18 protein-coding genes and 1 pseudogene are annotated in these 20,728 nt (G+C 56.9%); 9 read left to right on the top strand and 10 right to left on the bottom strand.

Annotation, left to right across the window (positions count from 1 at the left end):
- Both NMAG_RS19245 and NMAG_RS19240 read left to right on the top strand, forming a co-directional pair.
- Window positions 1-1,032 carry an ABC transporter ATP-binding protein gene (locus NMAG_RS19245; RefSeq protein WP_004216305.1) on the top strand — a complete coding sequence of 344 codons (1,032 nt, stop codon included), beginning with the start codon at window positions 1-3 and terminating at the stop codon, window positions 1,030-1,032.
- On the top strand, window positions 1,029-2,111 hold the full coding sequence (locus NMAG_RS19240) for an ABC transporter ATP-binding protein (protein WP_004216304.1): 1,083 nt from the start codon (window positions 1,029-1,031) through the stop codon (window positions 2,109-2,111). The genes NMAG_RS19245 and NMAG_RS19240 overlap by 4 nt, the downstream gene beginning before the upstream one ends.
- On the opposite strand, the gene NMAG_RS19235 is transcribed toward NMAG_RS19240, so the two are convergent.
- The 3 genes from NMAG_RS19235 to NMAG_RS19225 form a co-directional block, all read right to left on the bottom strand.
- Window positions 2,108-3,571: a metallopeptidase TldD-related protein gene (locus NMAG_RS19235; protein ID WP_004216303.1), complete on the bottom strand. Its 1,464-nt coding sequence runs from the start codon at window positions 3,569-3,571 to the stop codon at window positions 2,108-2,110. The two genes, NMAG_RS19240 and NMAG_RS19235, sit on opposite strands and share 4 nt — an antisense overlap.
- 75 nt (window positions 3,572-3,646) lie before the next feature.
- Window positions 3,647-4,990, bottom strand: coding sequence for a M28 family peptidase (locus NMAG_RS19230; RefSeq protein ID WP_004216302.1), 1,344 nt, complete (start codon window positions 4,988-4,990; stop codon window positions 3,647-3,649).
- A 209-nt stretch (window positions 4,991-5,199) separates the two neighbouring features.
- The gene (locus NMAG_RS19225) at window positions 5,200-6,480 is read right to left on the bottom strand and encodes an amidohydrolase (RefSeq protein ID WP_012996947.1); all 1,281 of its coding nucleotides are present in this window, start codon (window positions 6,478-6,480) and stop codon (window positions 5,200-5,202) included.
- A gap of 125 nt (window positions 6,481-6,605) precedes the next feature.
- Between NMAG_RS19225 and NMAG_RS19220 the strand changes: the two genes are divergently transcribed.
- Window positions 6,606-7,568 (top strand): D-2-hydroxyacid dehydrogenase, encoded by a 963-nt coding sequence (locus NMAG_RS19220; RefSeq protein WP_012996946.1) that lies wholly within the window; start codon window positions 6,606-6,608, stop codon window positions 7,566-7,568.
- 9 nt (window positions 7,569-7,577) lie between these two features.
- Here the strand turns inward: NMAG_RS19220 and NMAG_RS19215 are convergent, their stop codons facing one another.
- Entirely contained in the window at window positions 7,578-8,960 is a 1,383-nt protein-coding gene (locus tag NMAG_RS19215) for a dihydroorotase (protein ID WP_004216298.1), read from the bottom strand.
- A gap of 328 nt (window positions 8,961-9,288) precedes the next feature.
- Here NMAG_RS19215 and NMAG_RS19210 point away from each other — a divergent pair, with 328 nt between their 5' ends.
- From NMAG_RS19210 to NMAG_RS21805, 4 genes are all read left to right on the top strand, one after another.
- Window positions 9,289-9,759, top strand: a complete 471-nt coding sequence (locus tag NMAG_RS19210) for a winged helix-turn-helix transcriptional regulator (RefSeq protein WP_335332417.1) — start codon at window positions 9,289-9,291, stop codon at window positions 9,757-9,759.
- 85 nt (window positions 9,760-9,844) lie between these two features.
- A complete protein-coding gene (locus tag NMAG_RS19205; protein WP_004216296.1) occupies window positions 9,845-10,114 on the top strand; it encodes an AbrB/MazE/SpoVT family DNA-binding domain-containing protein in 270 nt (89 codons plus the stop codon).
- An 11-nt stretch (window positions 10,115-10,125) separates the two neighbouring features.
- Complete coding sequence (locus NMAG_RS19200) at window positions 10,126-10,605, top strand: type II toxin-antitoxin system VapC family toxin (RefSeq protein WP_004216294.1); 480 nt, start codon at window positions 10,126-10,128, stop codon at window positions 10,603-10,605.
- A gap of 455 nt (window positions 10,606-11,060) precedes the next feature.
- The gene (locus NMAG_RS21805) at window positions 11,061-11,270 is read left to right on the top strand and encodes a hypothetical protein (RefSeq protein WP_148221946.1); all 210 of its coding nucleotides are present in this window, start codon (window positions 11,061-11,063) and stop codon (window positions 11,268-11,270) included.
- Between the two features lie 111 nt (window positions 11,271-11,381).
- Here the strand turns inward: NMAG_RS21805 and NMAG_RS19195 are convergent.
- From NMAG_RS19195 to NMAG_RS19185, 3 genes and pseudogenes are all read right to left on the bottom strand, one after another.
- Window positions 11,382-12,203 (bottom strand): annotated as a pseudogene (locus NMAG_RS19195) (IS5 family transposase).
- Between the two features lie 178 nt (window positions 12,204-12,381).
- Complete coding sequence (locus NMAG_RS19190) at window positions 12,382-12,915, bottom strand: hypothetical protein (RefSeq protein WP_237076862.1); 534 nt, start codon at window positions 12,913-12,915, stop codon at window positions 12,382-12,384.
- Between the two features lie 447 nt (window positions 12,916-13,362).
- The gene (locus NMAG_RS19185) at window positions 13,363-14,640 is read right to left on the bottom strand and encodes an RNA-guided endonuclease TnpB family protein (RefSeq protein WP_012996945.1); all 1,278 of its coding nucleotides are present in this window, start codon (window positions 14,638-14,640) and stop codon (window positions 13,363-13,365) included.
- Window positions 14,641-14,764: 124 nt separating this feature from the next.
- Between NMAG_RS19185 and NMAG_RS19180 the strand changes: the two genes are divergently transcribed.
- On the top strand, window positions 14,765-16,024 hold the full coding sequence (locus NMAG_RS19180) for a M20 family metallo-hydrolase (RefSeq protein ID WP_004216287.1): 1,260 nt from the start codon (window positions 14,765-14,767) through the stop codon (window positions 16,022-16,024).
- 73 nt (window positions 16,025-16,097) lie between these two features.
- On the opposite strand, the gene NMAG_RS19175 is transcribed toward NMAG_RS19180, so the two are convergent.
- Window positions 16,098-17,702 (bottom strand): N-acyl-D-amino-acid deacylase family protein, encoded by a 1,605-nt coding sequence (locus NMAG_RS19175; protein ID WP_004216286.1) that lies wholly within the window; start codon window positions 17,700-17,702, stop codon window positions 16,098-16,100.
- Window positions 17,703-17,814: 112 nt separating this feature from the next.
- Between NMAG_RS19175 and NMAG_RS19170 the strand changes: the two genes are divergently transcribed.
- Window positions 17,815-18,948 carry an NAD(P)/FAD-dependent oxidoreductase gene (locus NMAG_RS19170; RefSeq protein ID WP_004216285.1) on the top strand — a complete coding sequence of 378 codons (1,134 nt, stop codon included), beginning with the start codon at window positions 17,815-17,817 and terminating at the stop codon, window positions 18,946-18,948.
- Window positions 18,949-18,968: 20 nt separating this feature from the next.
- On the opposite strand, the gene NMAG_RS19165 is transcribed toward NMAG_RS19170, so the two are convergent.
- Both NMAG_RS19165 and NMAG_RS19160 read right to left on the bottom strand, forming a co-directional pair.
- A complete protein-coding gene (locus NMAG_RS19165; RefSeq protein ID WP_004216284.1) occupies window positions 18,969-19,346 on the bottom strand; it encodes an MFS transporter in 378 nt (125 codons plus the stop codon).
- 51 nt (window positions 19,347-19,397) lie between these two features.
- Window positions 19,398-20,678, bottom strand: coding sequence for an RNA-guided endonuclease InsQ/TnpB family protein (locus NMAG_RS19160; protein ID WP_004216283.1), 1,281 nt, complete (start codon window positions 20,676-20,678; stop codon window positions 19,398-19,400).
- Window positions 20,679-20,728: the final 50 nt, after the last annotated feature.

Here is a 20,728-nt window from a genome sequence, read left to right as displayed (position 1 = left end):
ATGACAGTACTCGAAGTCAACAATCTCGAAGTTCGATATGAGATGGAAGAAGAGGATGTCCAGGCCGTCGACGGCGTCAGCTTCGCCCTCGACGAAGGCGAAAACCTCGGCATTGTCGGCGAATCTGGCTGTGGAAAATCTACACTCGCAAAAGCCATTCTCGGGATCCTCCCCGACAACGGCTATGTCAACGGTGGTGAAATCCTATTTGATGGGGAAGATCTCACTGACCTGTCCCAGGACGAGCGACGCCAGTATATGTGGGACGAAATCTCGATGATCCCACAGTCTGCGATGACTGGTCTCGATCCGGTGTATACTGTTCGTGAGCAGATCGTCGAGGCGATCGAAACCCATCGAAGAGGGATGGAAAAAGCCACGGCTCATGAGACGGTCGACGAACTGTTCGAACTCGTCGGGCTGGATCCGGCTCGTGCCGACGACTATTCCCACCAATTTTCTGGCGGGATGCGCCAACGAGCGATGATCGCGATGTCACTCGCGCTCGACCCGGCTGTGATTCTGGCCGACGAACCGACGACCGCGCTCGACGTAATCATGCAGGATCAGATCCTCAAACGAGTTGGCCAAATCCAGGACGAGATCAACTCATCGATGATCGTGATCACGCACGACGTGAGCGTCGTCGCAGAAACATGTGATCGCGTCCTGGTGATGTATGCTGGAGCACTGGCGGAGGAAGGATCTGTAGAAGAAATCTTCGAGAGCCCGTACCATCCGTACACGGTCGGCCTCAAACGAGCGTTCCCTAACATCCAGGAGCCAGATCAGGATCTCATTAGTATTCCAGGCTACCCACCAGATCTGAGTCCACCGCCGGCAGGCTGTCGGTTTGCACCGCGGTGTCCCCTCGCAACGGACCAGTGCTTCGAGGAGGATCCACCTGAGGTACAGACAAACGGATTGCGCTCACGCTGTCACCACGTCGATCGAATCGACAGCGACCTCAGACCACGGGCAGATGAAATTGAGACGTGGGAAGACACCGAATCGTGGAGGACACAGCCATGAGTTACGATGAACCACTACTCGAGGTCGAGAATCTCCAGAAGCATTTCCCGGTCAATAAAGGGCTCATCGACGACCTTCGAGTTCGGTTGACCGGTGCAGAGAAAGAGTACGTACACGCCGTCGATGAAATCAGCTTCGACCTGTATCCCGGCGAAGCGCTGGGTATCGCCGGCGAGTCTGGCTGTGGAAAGACGACAACCGGAATGACGCTCACGAAACTCCACGAGCCCACTGGCGGTTCCATCCAATTCCGAGGGAAGGATATTACAGAACTCGACGAAGAAGATTTGATGGAGTTCAGACAAAATGTCCAGATGATCTTCCAGGACCCCTTCGAGAGTATCAACCCTCGGATGACGATATACGATACGCTCGCCGAACCGCTTGAGATCCACGATATCTCCAACAAGCGGGCCAGAGTTGCGCGTGCACTCGAGTTCGCCGAACTGAAGCCACCGGAGCAGTACTTCGAGAAGTATCCACACGAACTCTCCGGTGGCGAGCGACAGCGTGTCGCAATCGCCCGTGCGATCATCCTCGATCCTGACTTTATCGTCGCGGACGAGCCCGTCTCGATGTTAGACGTAAGTCTCCGAGCCGGCGTCCTCTCGCTGCTGGAGCAGATGACTGACGAGTTCGGACTGTCAATCGTCTACATCAGCCACGATCTCTCCCTCCTTCGGCATATGTGCGATCGGATCGCGATCATGTACATGGGGAAGATCGTGGAGATCGGGCCGACGGAAGAGATTATTGACAACCCGAAGCATCCGTACACACAGTCGCTGATCAATGCAGTTCCGGTTCCGGATCCAGAGATGGGGCGAGAACGTGTCGAGTTGGAAGGTGAAGTTGGCGACGCAGTCAAAATTCCCACCGGCTGCCGTTTCAAGGGTCGGTGTAGCGAGTACGTCGGTGAAGTCTGTGATCAGGTTGTTCCATCCTTAAATCAGAAATCAGATATCGAGGGTGACCGGCGAGTCGCTTGTCACCTCTATGAAAGTGACGAAGAATCCGATCCAGAAGTCGCACTCGAGCGTGACGACACAGTTGGTTCGGAGGCCGAAGCGGACGACTAACGCTGATCAGTTATCTTCGTTCGCAGCCGCAACGTCGGGGCAGTAACCGCGTAGGGAAACATCGCGTTGTGTTTTTGTGACGTACCAGTCACTGTGTCTCTGCGAGCACCCACCCCAGAGATCGACGCGAGATCAGTGACGTCGAACGCAATGGTGGCATCAGTGAGTGTTGCGACCCGGTCACCATCCTGAAGAGCGTATCCCTCTACGATATCCATCTGGAACGACTGGTGGGTCTCGTTGTACTCATCTGGCGTGAGTCGGTTTGTGTTGTGAGCGTACAATGCAGATGCTGGGGCACCACTGACTCGTTTTGCGTTTGTTGCCTCGTTCTGGTGGCTTACACGACCAATCCGATCGATCCGTACAGTTGCACCGTCTTCGAGCGTACTGCTATCAGTAGAACCGGCTTCTACGTCTAAGTGCCGAGGATGGATCCGTGGTGGGTGCTCGAAACCAAGCGGGAACACGAGATTACCGCTGGGTGATGTCTCCTCTTCGATCGCTGTTTCGACGCTGTGTAGAAATGATGTGACTTCGCCGTTATCGACCAGTGTGACGGGCTGTGTCGGTCGGCCTTCGGCATCGTACGCCAGTCCAGCCCACGAGCCTGCGGGAACGGTATCGTGGATCGATAGCTCTGGCGGTCCGATTTGTTCTCCGTGTTCGAACGGCATCGCTCCCGCGTATGCCGTATCCATCTCGAAGAATTGCGAACAGTGATGGATCAACTGTCCCGCTGCGTTCGGGCTGAATACCACGGTTTGTTCCCCGGTCGGTCGGTCGTCGGCGACGGGGATGGTGGCTCGTCGTTCGATCGAGTCAGCAAGTGATTCGATTTCCGACTCGACCCGGTCAAGGACACCCGAACCGGTCGTCGTCCCAACGTGTGTCTGCAGTTTCGGCCCAGTAGGTGGCGTGACGGATGCAGTAACCTGTCCTCTATCAAGTGTCGTTTGGATGGCAGAGTCGGTCGTCGTAAGCACCGAGATATCGAGTCGATCCCGCTTGTAGGAGAGGCGAAGTCGCTCGTACTCCGTCGATTCGAGTGGCGAGGTCGCCTCCTGGAGGCGCTCGATTGGATCGACGTCCTCGAACGATTTTGCGTCTGAATTCCACCCAGGATGGGACGCTCTGTGCATGGTGCCATAGTCATAACTCGACGGCGTATCCTGTGCGAGGTTCTTCGCCGAGCGGGTTACTCGGTTGGCGGTGTCCTGCAAGCTCTCAGTGGTGAGCACAGGTGTAAACCGATACCCGGCGGATCCGTTGGCAAATGCCCGACACCAGACGCCAGTCGTCTCGGCATCGGTCTCTGTATTGGACCGTGTTGTATCCAACGTGGCAGTCCGTCGCCTGCGGAAAACGCCGCCTGTCTCGGCGTAGACGACATCGGAATCTCGCTCCAGGTACGAGAGGAGTTCGTCGGCTGCGTCAATTGGATCGCGTTCGGTACTCATTGTCGAATGCCCGTCGTCCAGACATAAAAAACAGTCGCGAATTGGCACCAATCAGTTTCGATGTCGTCTTTGGCGTTATTTTTCGTAGTTCCAGCGATTGCCGACCTTCAGCTCCCGGACGTAGCTATCCGAAAGATCATCGCGAACAGCGTCGGGTTCTCTGTGTGGAATCTCTCGCTCCGGCTCGGAGACTGCAAGCGTTCCCTCAGCGATCAGTACTGCAATCTCACGGAGTGTTCGGCTGTCGAGTTTATCGAGCGTGTCCGCATGAGTGTGTCCCCACCCGCGGCCGGTTTGTTCGTCAGACGCCGAACTGACCATTACTCCCGGGACGCCCTTCTCAACAAATGCCCACTGGTCGCCGTGTGGACTGACAGTATCGCTTGTCTGGAGCGGGACATCGAACGCAGCAGCGACGTCACGGAACGCCTCCTCGACCGGACTGAACCCGCTAGAGCGGACGTGAAGCGTTCCAGACCGACCTGCGCCATCGATATTGATGATGGCTTTCACGCGGTCGACATCGACGGTGTCTGCCGCATGATACGCACCACAGAGGCCGATCTCCTCGGAGCCGAAGGTGACAAAACGAGTTCGAACGTCGAGATCGGCTTCCATCTGCGCAAGCAGCCGACCGATTTCAGCGACGAGTACGCTTCCAACGCCATTGTCGTTTGCTCCCTCGGCGATGTCGTGGCTGTCGTGGTGTGCTGTGACCCAGACTTCCTCCTGCGTATCGGGACCAAGTTCGCCAACGACGTTCTGCGAGGTCGTTGGTTCGTTCCGACAGTCAACCGAGAGTGTTACCTGCACCGGCCCCTCTTCACAGTAGCGTTCAAGACGGGCGCCTAGCTCCTTACTGATACCGACAGCAGGGAGTTCTCCGGGCCGTGCGTGGTAACCCACTTCGCCAGTCGGCGGAAGACAGCCCGCAACGTGATTTCGGAACACAAACGCCTCGGCACCGCCCTCGATCGCGCTGGCGTACTTCTCCATTCGGTGGAGCCAGCCGTCATAGTCGTCCGGTACATCGCTCGAAACCATGACGACCTTCCCCTCTATATCCGTGTTCTCGAACTCGGCGCCCGTCCCGTGACCAACATCGACGAGTTCCGCTTCGACGGTTCCGTCGGTACAACCCGGCAGAGCGAAGAGCTGATGGGGCGCGTTATAGCGCTTGTCCCGATCCGGGAGTTCGAGCACGGAGGAACCGCGCCACCAACCAGGTATTTCGAACTCTTCGATACCAACCTCGTTCAGCCCGGCGTCCTCAAAGGCGTCGACGATGACGTCGGCACCCTCGCGTTCACCTGCCTGACCTGCCATTCGGTTTTCAACCTCGACCAGGTCAATGAGGGTGTCCCACGCGTTCGTACTCGAGTATGCATCTCCAAGGACGGATTCTGGTAGCCGTGGCATACCGGATTCGCATCATCCCGGGAAATGAATGTAAGGAAAGCGGAAAGACGGGAAATTGCTGACTTCACCGTCTTCTACCGAACTCGTTCGTTTGGAGACACAGCGGTTCATGGAATGGAATTCCCGAGTAACAATCGTATCTTCAGCGGCCATGGAACACAGAGTTTCCCCAACAAGGCGACGGGACCGTAGTTTCCCGCGTGTATCCCTCAGTCAGCGTTCATGATTCGATGCAGCGTTTGAACGACTACCTGCACTCCAACGTCAAGTGCCTCTTCATCAAAGTCGAACGTCGAAGTATGGTGTCCGGACGGATTGCTCGCACCAATCCCGATATAGGTTCCTTTGCCACCAGTTGCTTGCACACGCTTGATAAGATACGACGCATCCTCACTGGCACCAATCTGGTCTCGGTCGACTACTGTCGTCACTGAGTCACACGAACGAGCGGCGGCAGCCACTTCTGAGACGATCTCATCATCTGCAGTAAACGAAGTCGTCTTCCCATACAGAGACATATCGTACTCGACATTGTGCATTCCGGCAGCATGCCGAATGATTCGACGAACCGAATCCGACATATATTCGTTTATCGCTGCTGTCTCACCACGAACCTCAACACGCATTTCAGCACAGTCAGAGATGACATTTTGCGCGTTTGGTGAATGGACTTGCCCGACATTGACACGCGTTATGCCATCCTCATGACGGGGGATTCCATAGAGATTCTGTATTGCTGTTGTTGCTGCATGAAGTGCGTTCTGTCCTTCGTTTGGTGCGTTTCCAGCGTGTGCGGGCTTCCCGGAAAACGTAACATCAACCTTGGAGTTCGATAACGGACGGTCATACCCCGCAATGACCGTTCCAGTCTCGTTTCCAAGGCCGAGATGGAGAGCAAGCATATAGTCAACGTCAGAGATGAGGTCTGTTTTACTCATCGGGTACCCACCTCGTCCCCCTTCTTCTGCTGGCTGGAAAAATAGATACACTGTTCCCGAAACAGTATTTACAGCAGCAAGCGCTCGAGCAATCCCAATCCCGATAGTCGTATGGCCATCATGGCCACACGCGTGCATTTCGTTCGGATGGCGACTGGCGAACCCGTCGGCAGCCGGCCGATGCTCTGGGTCGCTTGCTTCGGTCATCTCGAGTGCATCCATGTCGACGCGCACACCAACGACCGGGCCGCTGCCATCGCCGAACGTTTTCTCCGCGACAAGCCCAGTCGTATCTCCCATCTCCGCAAGGTATTTTTCAGGAGCGCCTTCGTCAAGCGCACGGTCACGTGCTCGCTGGATTTCGTCATCTGAAGGGACGCCGAGTCGCTCATCGGTGTTTAGTGCGTCGGCACCGAGATGGAGAGTATACCCGCGGGTATCGAGTTCCTCTGCGACAAGTGCTGTCGTTCGAAACTCTTTCCAGCCCGCTTCAGGATACTTGTGCAGTTCACGACGCACTTCTGGGAGCGACAACTCCATGGTTTTTGGCATGCTCTATGAGCACATATCTACCGTATTGAATGTTACCCCGCGTACGGTGGGGTGGGGAATCCGCCTCGCTACCTGGTTTGAAAGCCACCTTAGCTTATTTACCCTCTTCCGTTCGTTGCGTGAGTATGACGAATCCATCAGTACTGCTGATGCACCGCGCTCCCCCGGAAAACGCTGGAGGACCAGACGCACTTGCACAAGCAATTACACAGAAGCTTCCGGACGTAACTCTTCGGCTCGCATCCGATTACAGCGAGACGCTCTCGAAGATCAGCGATGTCGAAATCGTCGTCGAACATCAAATCGACGACGCCCATCTGGAAGCAGCCGAGGAGTTGCGCTGGATTCAGTCGCTCAGTTCTGGCTACGACCGGTTTGATCTCGATCGACTGGAGGAGGATGACATCGTTCTAACGACAGCCTCCGGCGTACACGGCGAACCGATCGCACAGCACGTCCTGGGATACATCCTGACGTTTGAACGAGGACTTCACCGTGCCCACCGACAGCAAGCGCAGCACATGTGGCGACGCTTTGCGCCATCTGAACTGACAGACAAGACAGTTACAATCGTCGGTGTCGGGGAAATCGGGAGTACGATCGCCGAACGACTGGCCGCCTTCGACGTGCGGATCATCGGTGTAAAGCGCAATCTCGAGTCGGTGACATCCGCCGTCGACGACGTCCTGCCACCCGCAGACCTACACGGAGCCCTCGGACAGGCAGAGTATGTCGTCGTTGCCTGTCCGCTTACGCCCCAGACCCGCCAGATGTTCGGCCCGGCGGAGTTCGATTCCATGTCCACGGACACTGTCTTCATCAACATCGCTCGGGGTGAGATTGTCGACCAACAGGCATTGATTACGGCACTCCATACTGGAGAACTCGGAGGCGCTGCGCTCGATGTTGCCGTAGATGAGCCTCTGCCGCCCGAGTCCCCGCTCTGGGATTTCGATGACGTGCTCATCACGCCGCACATGGCAGGTGGCTCTCCGCAGTATGCAAGACGTTGTGCGGAGATTTTCAGACAGAACTACGAACGGTACGTCAACGATGATCTCGACGGGATGAAAAACCGTATCGTGTGACCACAGCAGTCACGTGGACCAGTCAGGTAATTCGCGTTCGACGAACGACCCGTGACCCGGATCGGAAACGACGTCGTCACCATCCGCCACAACTGTCCCTCGAACGAGCGTCCGATCAACCGCACCAGCGACCTCACGGCCTTCGTAAATCGAGGTTGATGCGTTGGACGCGTTCGTCTCCGCCCGTATCGTCTGTGTCTTGTTCGGATCGAAAAGGACGATATCTGCGTCCGTCCCGGGTTCGAGCGTCCCCTTTTGGGGCATTCCGAAGGTCCTGGCCGGGTTCGAACACATGACTCGAACGAGGAACGGATACGAAAACCCGCGTTCGACGACCGCCTCGTGATGAAACACCGGGAGGCTACGCTGAACGCTATTTGCACCGTACGGGCTGTTCCACCACTGGTCGACGTCCTTGAACGAGGAGTGGTAGACGGCATGGTCGGTCGAGACGACGCTCAGCGTTCCGCGTTTCAGATACTCGAACATCGCCGCGACATCGGCTTGTGATCGAAGCGGGGGTGCAATCATCGCGTCGTTTCCAACCTCCTCGTGGACGGATCGATCCAGCGCGGTGTAGTGTGTACACGTTTCCGCTCGAACGCGGCTCCCGTCGGTCCGGAACGCCTCGATCACCTCCGCAGCCTTTCGACACGACGTGTGAACGCTGTAGTACTTGACGCCCGCTTCTTCCGCCATTCGAAGCGCCGCAGCGGCACCCATCGCCTCCGTGTAATCCGGGCGCGAATCCGGATAGTCGACGGGGTCTCCCCGTCCTTCCTTCCGCAGACGGGATTCCTGTTGTTCGCAAACCGTCGGGTCCTCCGTGTGCAACACTCCGACCGCATCGAGGTCCGCGATGTGTCTGAACGCTTCGTCGATAAATCCGTTCGAAACGCCGACATCGTACGTCGACATGAACAACTTGAACGAGGTGACGCCCGCCTCGATTGCGGGTGCGAGTTCGTCGAACGTTTCGGGTCGTTCGCGATGGAGCACCCCGTGGAGCCCGAAATCGACGTGCGAGGTTTCTCCTTTCGCCTTTTTGTGTTTGATTCCATCAAGGAGGCTCGCTTCGTCGTCCTCGAACGACCGGTCGCCGCCCTGCCACGCGAAATCGATGAGCGTCGTGACGCCGCCGAGCGCGGCCGCAGCAGATTCGGTTTCGTACGTCCCCGCTCGATTAGCCGGCACCTCGTCGATGTGAACGTGTGGGTCAACGACACCGGGGAGCACGAGCAACCCCGACGCGTCGATTCGGGTTTCGCCTCGCGGAAGCGCTGACTCCGCGCCGACTGCGGTGATGATGCCGTCGTCGATGGCGACACTTGCTTCCATTTCGCTCCCTGGTGTGACGATTGTCCCGCCCGTGATGATCGTATCAACGGTCATACAGAGGGCATCTATGCTAACCGTCTAATGCTTTGTGTAGTCATTCACACACATGGCTAGTTGGGGGCGTTGGGCAATTTCACAAGACAGAGAGCAAAACGTCGAATACAACAGTATTCTAATGCCAGACGTTGTCTGAAATTATGTCTGATAGAACGATCATCCTGTTCAATACCAACAGGTGTGTCAACACTCGGATCAGGATGGAAAACCTCGTCCGGTGCGGACACGTCGTGTTCGCGTGCGACAGCAACCAGTACCTGCTCGATAGTCCGCACGACCTGCTTGTGTTCGTCTGAGAGACGATCTTCACGGTATTGGTCTCCTTGTGGTGCTGAAGGGTGATTCCAAGCGGTTCAAACATCTGAACAAACGATTACAGATTAGTTCGTCAACGTTGTCGAAGCGGATCGGGGAAGCGAAAGACCTTGGGCTGATTACTCCGGAAATCGACGACCGGGAGACATCGGTGAAGAATCAGTATCGGATTACAGAGCGTGGGCAGTATGTAGTAGCAAAAATGGAGCGATTGGAGATCATCCACGCGTATCGGACGATGTTTGATATGCAGGCACAAGTTGAGGGTGGGAAGCAAGAGCTGGTGGAGTGGGTTGAGAATGAGGGGGCGAAAGAAGAGTTAGCGAGGCGGAGTGACAGTGATCCGTACGTTGACCTACTCGGTGAAGATGTGACAATAGCTCCCGCGAAGACTTTGATCGAGACTATGACGAGGAATTCTTTACTAAGGAATGACTACTTGAAAGATTTTAGTCCAAGGTCGTATTCTTTGAGGTGCTGATCACTACGTGTGCGAACTAATCAGCATTTCGAGTGGCGCAAGAGTTTTGTATGTCAGCATAGTAGTGGGAATCAGATGATTCAAAATGGGAAAGTCCGCATTTGAAGCGAACAACGGGGAAGAACTCACACTCACAGTGGACGATAGAGGGCGGGTAACACTCCCAAAAGAGGTTCGGGACCGATTAGGAATCGAATCAAACGATGAGATTCCTGCAACCCTCGTCGGGTCGGTCCTTGAAGTCAACCCCAAACCAAGCTCGAAATTAGAGACAGCAACAGCCGGTCAGAAGAACTGGGAGAACACGACACCAACTGATGCCGGAGAAACCCTCTTCGGGCCGATGGACCAGTGAGCGACTATCCGATGACTGATTCTCTCCCTACTGAAGTGACAGTTCTCACTGACGTGAACGTACTAGCAATCGCGCTCACCGATGATCATCCTGCACATGACGATGTGTATCCGTGGATCCAAAACGCAATTGATGGGCCAAACGTCTTGCTCGTGTTTGATTATTATCCGTTGCGAGCACAGTATCTGATGACGAGCAATTTTGGAGTCGACGCAGTTGATGCTCGAAATGCTATCCAATCACTTGTTCGTAGCCCTGCACGAATCATTAGTGCCACCGAGACAACGCTGCTTGAGGCGTACGAGATCAGCGCTGAGAAAAACCACGACGTGTACGATTCGTTCATCGTTGCGCTTGCACGAGCATATGACGCCGATTACTTGATTACAACTGACGGCGATTTCGACGATCTTTGTGACGACGAAGATGTGAAATACGTCAACCCAATTCCAACTGAGACACGTGAGAAATTAACTCTAATTGATGGATAGTATGGCCCGTGATGCATATGCGGCCTGTACTGACCGATCAAGAGTGTAGCTGAATATTCTTCAGGTTAAGAACCATTGTAGACGAATGAAATGAGCGGAAGCTATAGTAGCCACTGCAAGTCGATGCACACCTGATCGCACGATGGCTGTGCGATCAGTGTGTAAATAGTTGCAGTTGTTACTATAGTGAACTCGTCCTCAACCTCCGAGATCACTAGTTTCACAAGAAATCGGATTGAAGAACGCGCCTGCCGGATTAAAGAAGAGTGGCTCTGTTGAAACCCTCTTCTTTAGAGATTTATTCGCGTGAATCTACTGCACACTACACGTGCTTATTGACCGTGCTGTTCAACCAAATACTGTATGGAACAAAGGACCAAGGTCTGTAAAGGACAGAAGTAGACCGATTAATTGACACAAGTACTTAATATTTCAGGAGGAAAAGATTCAGTAGAATGCCATACTATCGACGTGGACTGGCTGTTGGCCTTGTATTTGTCATTGCTGGTGTTGTTGGTACAGTTGTATTTGGGCAATTTATTGAATCACGTCAGGGGTCACAAGTTGCAGCGGTTCTCTTTGCAGGTGCCGTCACCTACCTCATAATGATTTCTTTAGAACGCATGGGCATTCTGACTCCTGTACGTAGAAATAACGGTTCGTGATAAATCTCACATTCGATGGTAAGATGCCATGTATCTCTCACGTACTGACCATTCGATCCTCTGCGTTGATCGCGCTTTGACTCGTGCAACATTCACGCCCTGCACTGATCGTTAGAGGGCTTGGTCAAGATTGTGGACGATACACGTAAGAGCGAGTTCACGGAACTGCTTCCACCAGCGTCGTGAACGGACAAACGCGCCGTACTTCCGCTTGAGCGTTGAGTTGACTGTCTCTGATTGACTCCGTTGGCCATAGATGTCGGCGTCTAAGCGTGCGTTCCATGCCTTGTGAAGCGGTGTGAACTCACGATGCTTGATTAGTGGACGAATATCGTGTTGACGGGCAAGCCGTCTGATCTTCTGGTCGTCGTAGCCTTTGTCCCCGAGCAGGATGTCGATAGTCTCGGGGTTGCGTTTGATCAACGACGGAGCAATCTGGCTATCGTGTTTGCGTGTCGTCGTCACGTGTAGATCAAGCACTGCGTTCACTTTGGAATCGACTAACAGTGTTACTTTGAGTTGCTGAATCGTGAACTCGGCGCGTTTCGTGTAGTGTTTCGAGGCGTGACTGCGGTCGAATCCCGAAGCATCGATTCCCGCAACGCCGTTGGTCGGGAGCAGTGAAATAGAGAGATTGAACAGCACTCTCCAGACAGCCATATCGAGTCTATCGAACGCTTTGCACAGTGTTGATGGGGCTGGCAGTTCAGTGAGATTGATCGCGTTCCGGATACGGGGCATCTCGATGAGTTCGTCGAGGAGTGTACGATAGGTCGTGTTCTTCCGAACCTTGAGACAGAGGAGAACGATGTGCTGATGGAGCGTGTAGCGTTATTTCGAGAACTTCGAGGAGTATCGAGCTACGGCACGTTTCGCTAACTGAAATGCTTCCTCGACAAATCTGAGCGACCGAGACTTTGGGAGGGTCTGCATCTACTCAAACTATCGACTGAACCTGTAACTCACTAAGGATTTCAACAGAGCCAGAAGAGTACAACAGGTTCTTTTCGAAGCGGATTTGACATCTTTTGATCCGTTCTACTCGCCGTTCGATCCCCACTACGGCACGGTATTGATGCGTATGAATCAATATGCGTGAACTAGTCTTCAGTCATCCAACAGCGATGGCGATCATACGTACGTTCTTTGACCCCCCATATTCATCAGCTAACCCGCGAAAAATTTCAAAATTGTCTTCCCATCCGTCGTTTTTCACGTCTTTCCGCTGCCGCCACTCGCGTACGAGCGTTACCTCGTCCCCGGCGTCAAACTCAAACCAGTCCTTAGCTAACGTTAGCGTAACTTCTTCCCCGTTGTTCACTCGCTCCATGTAGTCAAAGTCTTCTTCACAGGGGATACTGAATGCCCCAACCTTCTTGATATAGTTTCCACCCTCGTCGTAGAAACTTACTCGTGAGTCACGTCTGTTCGCATACTCATCCCAATCAATTGCCTCGATCTCGTCTAATCCGACCCACGTTGTAAGAAACTCATCATCGTCTCTTAAGGGCTCAAACTGGTCACTTGCATTCTCTGGGATGCCTCTGTCGGGAGGTGCGATTGGTTCAAAGTTGCAGCAGTTTCTGATACCGAACAAACATCCCATCATGTCGTACCCACCCGGTTGCGAAACGTCTGTTTCCACGAATTCCCACCCGGTGTCTGTTTTGCATTCAACGTTAAGATGTAGCGACGTTCCCATTACTACAAGCTATTGTATCATAGTACTCATCATTTCTGTTCACCTCTCACTGGTCGCTGCCCTGAACAATCGTGGGGCTCTACTGAAATGAGCAGTAGCTATAGTAGCCACTGCAAGTCAATGCACACCTGATCGCCAGCCTGCTCGGTGATCAGTGTGTAACTAGTTGCAGTTGTTACTATAGTGAACTCGTCAGAGTTGGAGGTCATCGGTTAGAGTCCACGCCGGGGTCGCTCCTCATAAACCACGCCGTCTGAGGCACACACCACGTGGCGAAACACGCCAGTGACTCTTGTGAAGTACCCCCCGCACGGTGGCGCGGGGCGTCCGTGTTTAGTCCTGCACTGCTGATGCAACGGTCTTTAATTCCTCTCGCGCTTCCATCTCTGGTTACGCCTCCTCTGCGGAGGTAACACCCGAACGCGAATGGCGTCCGTGAGAGTCGGCGGCTCCACCACCGCCCGATGCCGCCCGTCTCACCGTCCGAACTCGTGGAAGGGTTTCGAGAGGCGGCACATTTCCAGACTGCTCGTCAAACCAATTCTGCACAACGCACACCGCCGCCTTCCTATCGGAATGGTCTTGAAACTCGCACTGCTGGCACTTGAACCGCTTTCTGTGTCGGTTCGCTCGTTCTGTGTGCTGGCACTCCGTTCTTGGGCACCGCTGGCTTGTGTACTCGGGGTCAACCTCGTCGGACGGAACCCCCTCCCATGCAGCCTTGTACGACACCATCTCTTGGAGTGCAGCGAACGGGAGTGAGTGGAGGCGACGGTTCATCCGCGTTCCGTAGTCGATGGAGTCTCGCATGTCTTTGAGGTCTTCAAAGACAATGACCGGATTCGTGAACTGCGAGACCCAGTCAACTACTCGGCGCGACACTTTGTGCAGGCAATCGTGAACGTAGTCCCGTTCCTCCGTCTGCACGGTGGATGCAAACGCGGTCTGGTTGGCTTTCTGCATCCGCTTGCGCTTGGTGAAAAACTCGTGTCGCTGTTCTTTCACTGACGGATACTCAAACACAACCGACTGCTTCACCCCACCGTTCCGACTCATTGCAGCAAGGGCAATACAGTCCTCGTTCACATCCACACCAACAATTGTGTCCGCGTCGTTCTTGCTGGCGACGCGATGAGTCTCGTGGGTGACGGTGACGTGGAGTCGCCACTCATTGTGTTTGTGAACGACTTCAGCGGTTCCAACCCGCCATTCTTCGTCGTTGAATGCGATTTGGAGTCTATCGAAGTGGTCGGGGTTGCCACGGAGTTCGCCTTTGACGTGCGTGCCTCTTGTGGCAGTGATACGGAACCGAACCGTCCCGTCGTCTTCGGGGAACAGGCGATAGCCTTCGCGGTGGTTCATCACCATCGGGTACGACTCGTCGATGTATGGGTAAGGTCGACCCCACCCGTCATCTTTGTTGTCGTGATAGGTTTCGATTTCACCGAGTGCCTTGTCAACGATGAGTTGGCTGGTGTTGTTAACGTGATCGGCGTTATCAACGACAGTCGATTTAATGTCGCCCCAATCCCAACCGACTCGGTCGAGCCGATTGGCTTCGTTGCGGATGCGGCGGGCCTCAATACAGCCCGTTTGCAGGTCGACCCCACTCCCCGCATGGATGTCTAGTCCGAACGATAAGGTTTGGGTGAGTTTGGACGACTGCACTGTATTCTAGTATAATTTGACACTTGTTAAAAGTTCGTGTTGTGACGCGCTTCACCCACGGGCACGGTGGCCCGTGGTACTCGCGCTGCTATTCTTTATAGAGCTCCGCGTGGCATCAACAGGCATGAATGTACGCGCAGAGCGACTTCGTGACGACCTGCTCGCGAACGGCGAGTTCGGCCGCGTCGATTCCGACGAGGGCCACGGACGAACGGTGTTGACCGGTTCGAGTGCCGACCGAGACGCCCGGGAGTATCTGGTCGAACGGATGGACGAACTGGGTCTCGATGTTCGCATCGACCCGGTCGGTAACATCGCCGGTCGGTGGACCCCGGACAGCGCGGATCCGAACGCTGCGCCGGTCGCGGCCGGCAGCCACCTGGATTCCGTTCCGCGCGGCGGCATCTTCGACGGGCCACTCGGCGTGTACGCTGCACTCGAGTCCGTCCGAGCGATGCAACTCGCCGGCGTCGAACCCGACCGACCGATCGACGTCGTCAGCTTTACCGAAGAGGAGGGAGGTCGGGTCGGGACCGGCCTCCTCGGCTCGTCGGTCGCGTCGGGCAAGCGGTCGGTAGACGAAGCGCTCGCCTTCGAAGACGAGTCGGGAACGACGCTGGCGGAACATCTGGAGGCGATTGGGTTTCGCGGTACCGATCGCCTCGATGCGAGCGACTGGGACGCCTGGTTCGAACTGCACATCGAGCAGTCGACGACGCTCGAGGACGCCGGTGCGCCGGTCGGGATCGTGACCGCGATTACGGGACTAACGAACTGCGGCGTGACGTTCGTCGGGGAGGCGAATCACGCCGGCGGGCAGCTGATGGATGGCCGAACCGATGCACTCGTCGCCGCGGCTGAATTCGTCGAACAGGTCGAACACGCCGCTCGCGAAGTCGCAGCGACTGAGAGTTCCTTTGCGGTCGCGACGGTGGGAGAGATCGACGTCGAGCCCGGCGCACGAAACGTGATTCCCGGAGAGGCGCGACTCAGCGTGGATATCCGTGACGTAGACACGGCGGTGATGGACGAACTCGTCGACCGCGCTCGAAAGGCCGTCGCTCGAATCGAACGGGAACGGGAACTCGATGGCAACCTCGAGCGCTACCGGACGACGGAGCCGGCACACATGAACGAGCGCTGCGTGCGGGCGCTTCGTGATGCGAGCGAGCAGCGGGAGCTAAAGACGGTCGAGTTGCCGTCCGGCGGCGGTCACGATACGATGCACGTCGGACGGGTGACCGATGTCGGGATGCTGTTTGCGCCCTCGCGAGACGGCATCTCCCACAATCCTCTCGAGTGGACCGACTGGGAGGACTGCGCGAAGTGTACACAGGTGCTCGCCGATGCGCTTGCCGCACTCAGCGGGGGACGGTCGGCGTAGCTGCGAGCAGGCCCGCGACCGTCTTGTGTTGTGGGTCCGGATTGGGTGCTGAGATGCTGCCCTTTTCGAGGTGTCAGACGCCCTTTCGGACGACGGTGCCCGGAAGCGACCCGGTGGTGTCACCGTCGCGGACGGCGAACTCGCCGTTGATCAGCACCTGACTGATGCCCGTCGGGAACTGTCTGGGCTGCTCGTAGGTCGCCGGCGAGTCGACTCGGCTCGGATCGAATACGACAAGGTCGGCGTCCATGCCCGGACGAAGGACGCCTTTCGATTGAAGCCCCATCGCTCGAGCCGGAACCGATGTCATCTTGCGCACCGCCGTCTCCAGCGAAAGCACGTTTTCGTCGCGAACGTACCGTCCGAGCACGCGGGGGTAGGTTCCGTAGACCCGCGGATGGGGTTTCCCGCCAAATAAGCCGTCCGTCGCGACGGCGACCCGGTCGTCACGGAGGATGTCCCGGACGTCGTCCTCGTCGAGCAAGTGATTGACGATGCTCACCTCGAGTTCTTCCTCGAGCAGCAGATCCATCGCCGCCGTCACGGGATCCGTGTCGAACTCGTCTGCGACCGCAGCGATGGACAGCCCCTCGAGGTGTTCGTTCGCTTCGGTTCGAACGTTCGTCACGACGATGTTCTCCCAGCCGGAATACGCACCGGGGTTCTCCCAGTCGTCGAGTGTGTCGTGTGTGATTTCGTCGTGGATGCGCGCTCGCGCGTCGCTGTCGTCGAGGTACGCCACCGCCTGCCCGGGACCGTCGGCGTGAACCCACGGCGGCAGGACGTACGAGAGCGTGGTCGATCCCGCGGTGTAGGGGTACTGATCGGCGGTAAGGTCGACGCCACGGTCGCGGGCAGTATCCACTAGCGCCCGTGCCCGCGCCGTTTTTCCGTGCTGCGACTCGCCGCCCAGTTTGAAATGCGAGAGGTGCAACGGGACGTCCATCCGAGCGCCGATGTCGACGAACTCGTCGAGTGCCTCCCAGATACCGTCACGTTCGCTTCGGATATGAGCGACGAACGGGCGGCCGAATTCGGCGAGCGGGCCAGCGAGCGTCGCAACCTCCTCCGTCGTGCTGTACGTACACGGGGTGTAGACGAGTCCGGTCGACAGGCCGATGGCGCCCGCCTCCAGCGCGTCCGTCACCAGCCCGCGCATCTCCGTCAGTTCCGCATCAGTCGGTTCTCGATTGGTCATGCCGAGCACACGATATCGAACGGTTCCGTGCCCGACGAGCATCGCGACGTTCGGCGCTACGCCGTTGGCTTCGATCGCATCAAAGTACTCAGACGTAGACGACCAGGTCCACTCCCCCTCGAGACGGCCGTTGAGTCCGCTCAGGTGGTCTTCCCACTCGTCGGCACCGTGTTCCCGGTCCACGGGGGCCATCGAAAAGCCGTCCTGGCCGAGTATCTCGGTCGTGACTCCCTGTCTGATCTTGGGCGCCAATACGGGGTCGCCGAAGAGGCGAAGATCGGAGTGGGAGTGCGTGTCGACGAATCCCGGACAGACGACCGCGCCGTCGACATCGATCCGAATGTCGGCATCGTACGCGGCGGTTTCCTCGCGAAGAACTGCGTCGATACGGTCGTCCGTGACGCCGACCGCGCCCCGGAACCACGGTGCGCCCGTCCCGTCGATAACGCGCGCGTTCGTAAGTAGTACGTCGAAATCCATGTCAACCGAGTACACGGTCATCAGTGAAAAGTAACGGGGGACCGTTACACCGGCCGAATCCAGTCCCATACCCGAAGACCTTTGATTGGTAACAAATATCATTCAACACACGATGTACGACGCAGTCGTCGTCGGTGGCGGTATCGTCGGCTCCTCCATCGGCTACCACCTGGCTCGAGCGGGAGTCAACACAGTACTGCTCGACCGGAACGACGAGGGTCGAGCGACCACAGCCGGTGCGGGCGTGATCTCGGCCGCTACGAGCAGCCGCACCGCCGACGACGACTGGTTCGAGTTCGCCACCGACGCCGTTGGATACTATCCGGAACTCGTCTCGCAACTCGAGTGCGAGGGGTACAGCGACACGAGTTACGGCCGACTGGGAACCATCGGCGTCGCGATCGAGGCGGACGAACTCGAGTCCTACGACGAGACGGTTGCGCGCATCGATTCCAGGCAGAGCGACCTGGCTCCCGTCGACGAACTCGATCCCGCGGCAGCCGTCGACCGATTCCCGCCGCTTGCCGAACCGAAACGAGCGTTCCACCATCCCGGGGCTGCACGCGTCAACGGGGATGTCTTCGCCCGTGCGCTTCGCGACGCGGGGCGCGAACACGGCCTCACGACGATGACCAGTGACGTGACCGAGGTCCGAATCGACGGTGACCAGGTCACCGGTGTCGAAACCGCTTCCGGATCCCGGTTCGACGCCGAGCACGTCGTGATCGCCGGCGGCGCGTGGAGTTCCGCTTTCGGCGAGCAACTGGCCGTCGAAATCCCGGTCACCCCCAAGCGCGGGCAGATCGTTCATCTCGAGCACCCGAATGCGGACACGGGAACGTGGCCGATCGTGAAGGCCTTCCGCCACCACTACATCGTTCCCTGGCCGGACGGCCGGCTCGTGGTCGGCGCGACTCGCGAAGCGGGCGTCGGTTTCGAGCCGCGGCTAACCGCCGGTGGCATCCACGAAGTCCTCGAGGAGGCCCTGCGCGTTGCGCCCGGTCTGGCCGATGCGACCGTGGTGGACCGCCGGGTTGGACTCCGTCCCGTCTGTGCGGACGGGATGCCGGTGCTCGGAGCCGTTCCGGATATCGATGGCGCATTTCTCGCCACCGGGCACGGTGCGACCGGGCTCATGCTCGGACCCTACAGCGGGAAGCTGGTTGCTGACCACGTCGCCGACACGGGAAGTGTCCCGGACCACTTCTCAGTGGCTCGATTCGAGGACTCGTCAGAAACCAAGTGACGAGGAACTCCGTCAGGGAATCACTCGTCGACGATGATCACGACCGTCACGAGTCCGGCTGCGATCAACAAAAGGACACCAAGAAGCATCCAGCCCGCATCGTAGCCGACCGTGTCGATCAGGTACCCAAACACCGGCGGTGTGATCAGGCCGCCCGTCGTCGCTGCGAGTTGGCCGGCGGCGGAGGCGGCACCGATGTCATCGTCTGCGACGACCGTTGAAATACAGGAGTAGTACAGCCCCGTCGATCCGAGCGCGAAGATTCCGACCGCCGAGAAGACGACCCCGGCACCAATTGGCGTGCTGAGCATCGTGATAGCGAAAAAGAGGACGCCGCCAACGAACGTTTGCACCGCCAGAATCGAACCGATTCGGGTCCGCGGGTCACCCGTTGACATCCTCTCCGCCCTGAAGGGCGAAGATTCCCGACCGCGTTGGGATATTGTGGTTTACGACGTGACCTGTTCTTGAGGCGCGAACACGCCAGTTTCCTTGTCAAACAGGAACGTCGATGGCTGTGCCAACCAGCCGTTACTCCTATCGCCCCCATCCGTGGCGGGACTCGGAGATACTTTCTGTCGAATGTTCTCCGCACCGTTCACATCTGCGTTCGCCGTCATCCCGCACTGGTCGCAGACGTACAACCCGCGTTCAACACGGTTCGCGTCACGCTTGCGACCACAACACGAACACGACTTCGAGGTATCCTGCTCGGATACCTCCTCAATCGAGATTCCCTCCATCTCGGCTTTGTATTCGAGCAGGTCGGTGAAGCGGTCGAACGCCCACGAGTGCAGATCGAGGTTGCCGTGTGTCCCCCAGTTCTTCGCCTCACCGTTCTCCTCATCCTCACGGATTCCGGAGAGATCGCCCACCACGATCGTCCCAACGCCTTCCGCAACACACCGCCGAACAATGTGCTTGGAGAGTGTGTGGAAGTAGTGAGTACGCCGTCGAGACTTTTTCTGGTTCAGCCGGGTGGCCTGCTCAGAGTCGGAGTCGTCGCACCGAGCAATCCGCTTGCTGAAGTAGTAGTCATCTTGCTTCAGGCAGTTCAGCGGGTACAACTCGCTGTGGCCGTCCTCGTAGGCGAGTGCTGCAAAGTTGTTGATGCCGAGATCGACACCAACGGTCTTCTCACCCGGTGTGTCGGCCACGTCGACCTCGACTTTGCACACGAAGTGCAGTTCCCACTCGTCACCCGTCCAGACCGCTCGTACTTGTTGGACGCTCTCGACTGAGGAGAGGTCAACGTCGGGGCAAGTCTGGTATTCGCAGAGGGTGAAGTCTGACCAGTATTCCTTGAGGTTCGACCCTTTTGAGAGTCGAACGCGCTCGTACTGGGTGTCGAGTTTGAAGCCAGCGGCTTTGAACGTGACCGTTGAACGCGGGTGGTCGTCGCCGTGTTTGCGGTAGCCGGGCGGGTTCGCGCTCACGTCTCCGTTACGTCGTTTGCCGTACCAGCCGTTGAACGCCTCAGCGAGTTCTTGAAGGACTCGCTGACTTGACTGAGAATGCAGGTCATCATAGCGTTCGTGGCTCTTGAGGTACGCGGTGAGTTCGTCGTGTTCAGGGATGTAGCCGATTTCGTCCCAAATTCGACTGATTGTCCACCGTCCGACGTTCCAGAGTTTCGAGGCTGAGAACCCGAGCGAATCGAGGTCGTCAGACACCTGTTGCTGATTCCTGATGGAAGCAGTGTAGGTGCGGGTGACGACCTGTTTCGCCATACGTAACCTATGTAGACAAACCTACTTGAATATATGGATTGTGTCGCGTG

This window comes from Natrialba magadii ATCC 43099, assembly GCF_000025625.1.
Lineage (GTDB): Archaea > Halobacteriota > Halobacteria > Halobacteriales > Natrialbaceae > Natrialba > Natrialba magadii.
The sequence above is the reverse complement of the archived record's forward strand: the minus strand, read 5'-3'. Positions and strand labels throughout refer to the sequence as shown.

What these genes read in the sequence shown, in the direction of transcription:
- NMAG_RS19245 (WP_004216305.1), top strand. Translation starts at nt 1, where the DNA reads ATGACAGTACTCGAAGTCAACAATCTCGAAGTTCGATATGAGATGGAA.
- NMAG_RS19240 (WP_004216304.1), top strand. Translation starts at nt 1,029, where the DNA reads ATGAGTTACGATGAACCACTACTCGAGGTCGAGAATCTCCAGAAGCAT.
- NMAG_RS19235 (WP_004216303.1), bottom strand. Translation starts at nt 3,571, where the DNA reads ATGAGTACCGAACGCGATCCAATTGACGCAGCCGACGAACTCCTCTCG.
- NMAG_RS19230 (WP_004216302.1), bottom strand. Translation starts at nt 4,990, where the DNA reads ATGCCACGGCTACCAGAATCCGTCCTTGGAGATGCATACTCGAGTACG.
- NMAG_RS19225 (WP_012996947.1), bottom strand. Translation starts at nt 6,480, where the DNA reads ATGCCAAAAACCATGGAGTTGTCGCTCCCAGAAGTGCGTCGTGAACTG.
- NMAG_RS19220 (WP_012996946.1), top strand. Translation starts at nt 6,606, where the DNA reads ATGACGAATCCATCAGTACTGCTGATGCACCGCGCTCCCCCGGAAAAC.
- NMAG_RS19215 (WP_004216298.1), bottom strand. Translation starts at nt 8,960, where the DNA reads ATGACCGTTGATACGATCATCACGGGCGGGACAATCGTCACACCAGGG.
- NMAG_RS19205 (WP_004216296.1), top strand. Translation starts at nt 9,845, where the DNA reads ATGGGAAAGTCCGCATTTGAAGCGAACAACGGGGAAGAACTCACACTC.
- NMAG_RS19200 (WP_004216294.1), top strand. Translation starts at nt 10,126, where the DNA reads ATGACTGATTCTCTCCCTACTGAAGTGACAGTTCTCACTGACGTGAAC.
- NMAG_RS21805 (WP_148221946.1), top strand. Translation starts at nt 11,061, where the DNA reads ATGCCATACTATCGACGTGGACTGGCTGTTGGCCTTGTATTTGTCATT.
- NMAG_RS19180 (WP_004216287.1), top strand. Translation starts at nt 14,765, where the DNA reads ATGAATGTACGCGCAGAGCGACTTCGTGACGACCTGCTCGCGAACGGC.
- NMAG_RS19175 (WP_004216286.1), bottom strand. Translation starts at nt 17,702, where the DNA reads ATGGATTTCGACGTACTACTTACGAACGCGCGCGTTATCGACGGGACG.
- NMAG_RS19170 (WP_004216285.1), top strand. Translation starts at nt 17,815, where the DNA reads ATGTACGACGCAGTCGTCGTCGGTGGCGGTATCGTCGGCTCCTCCATC.
- NMAG_RS19165 (WP_004216284.1), bottom strand. Translation starts at nt 19,346, where the DNA reads ATGTCAACGGGTGACCCGCGGACCCGAATCGGTTCGATTCTGGCGGTG.
- NMAG_RS19160 (WP_004216283.1), bottom strand. Translation starts at nt 20,678, where the DNA reads ATGGCGAAACAGGTCGTCACCCGCACCTACACTGCTTCCATCAGGAAT.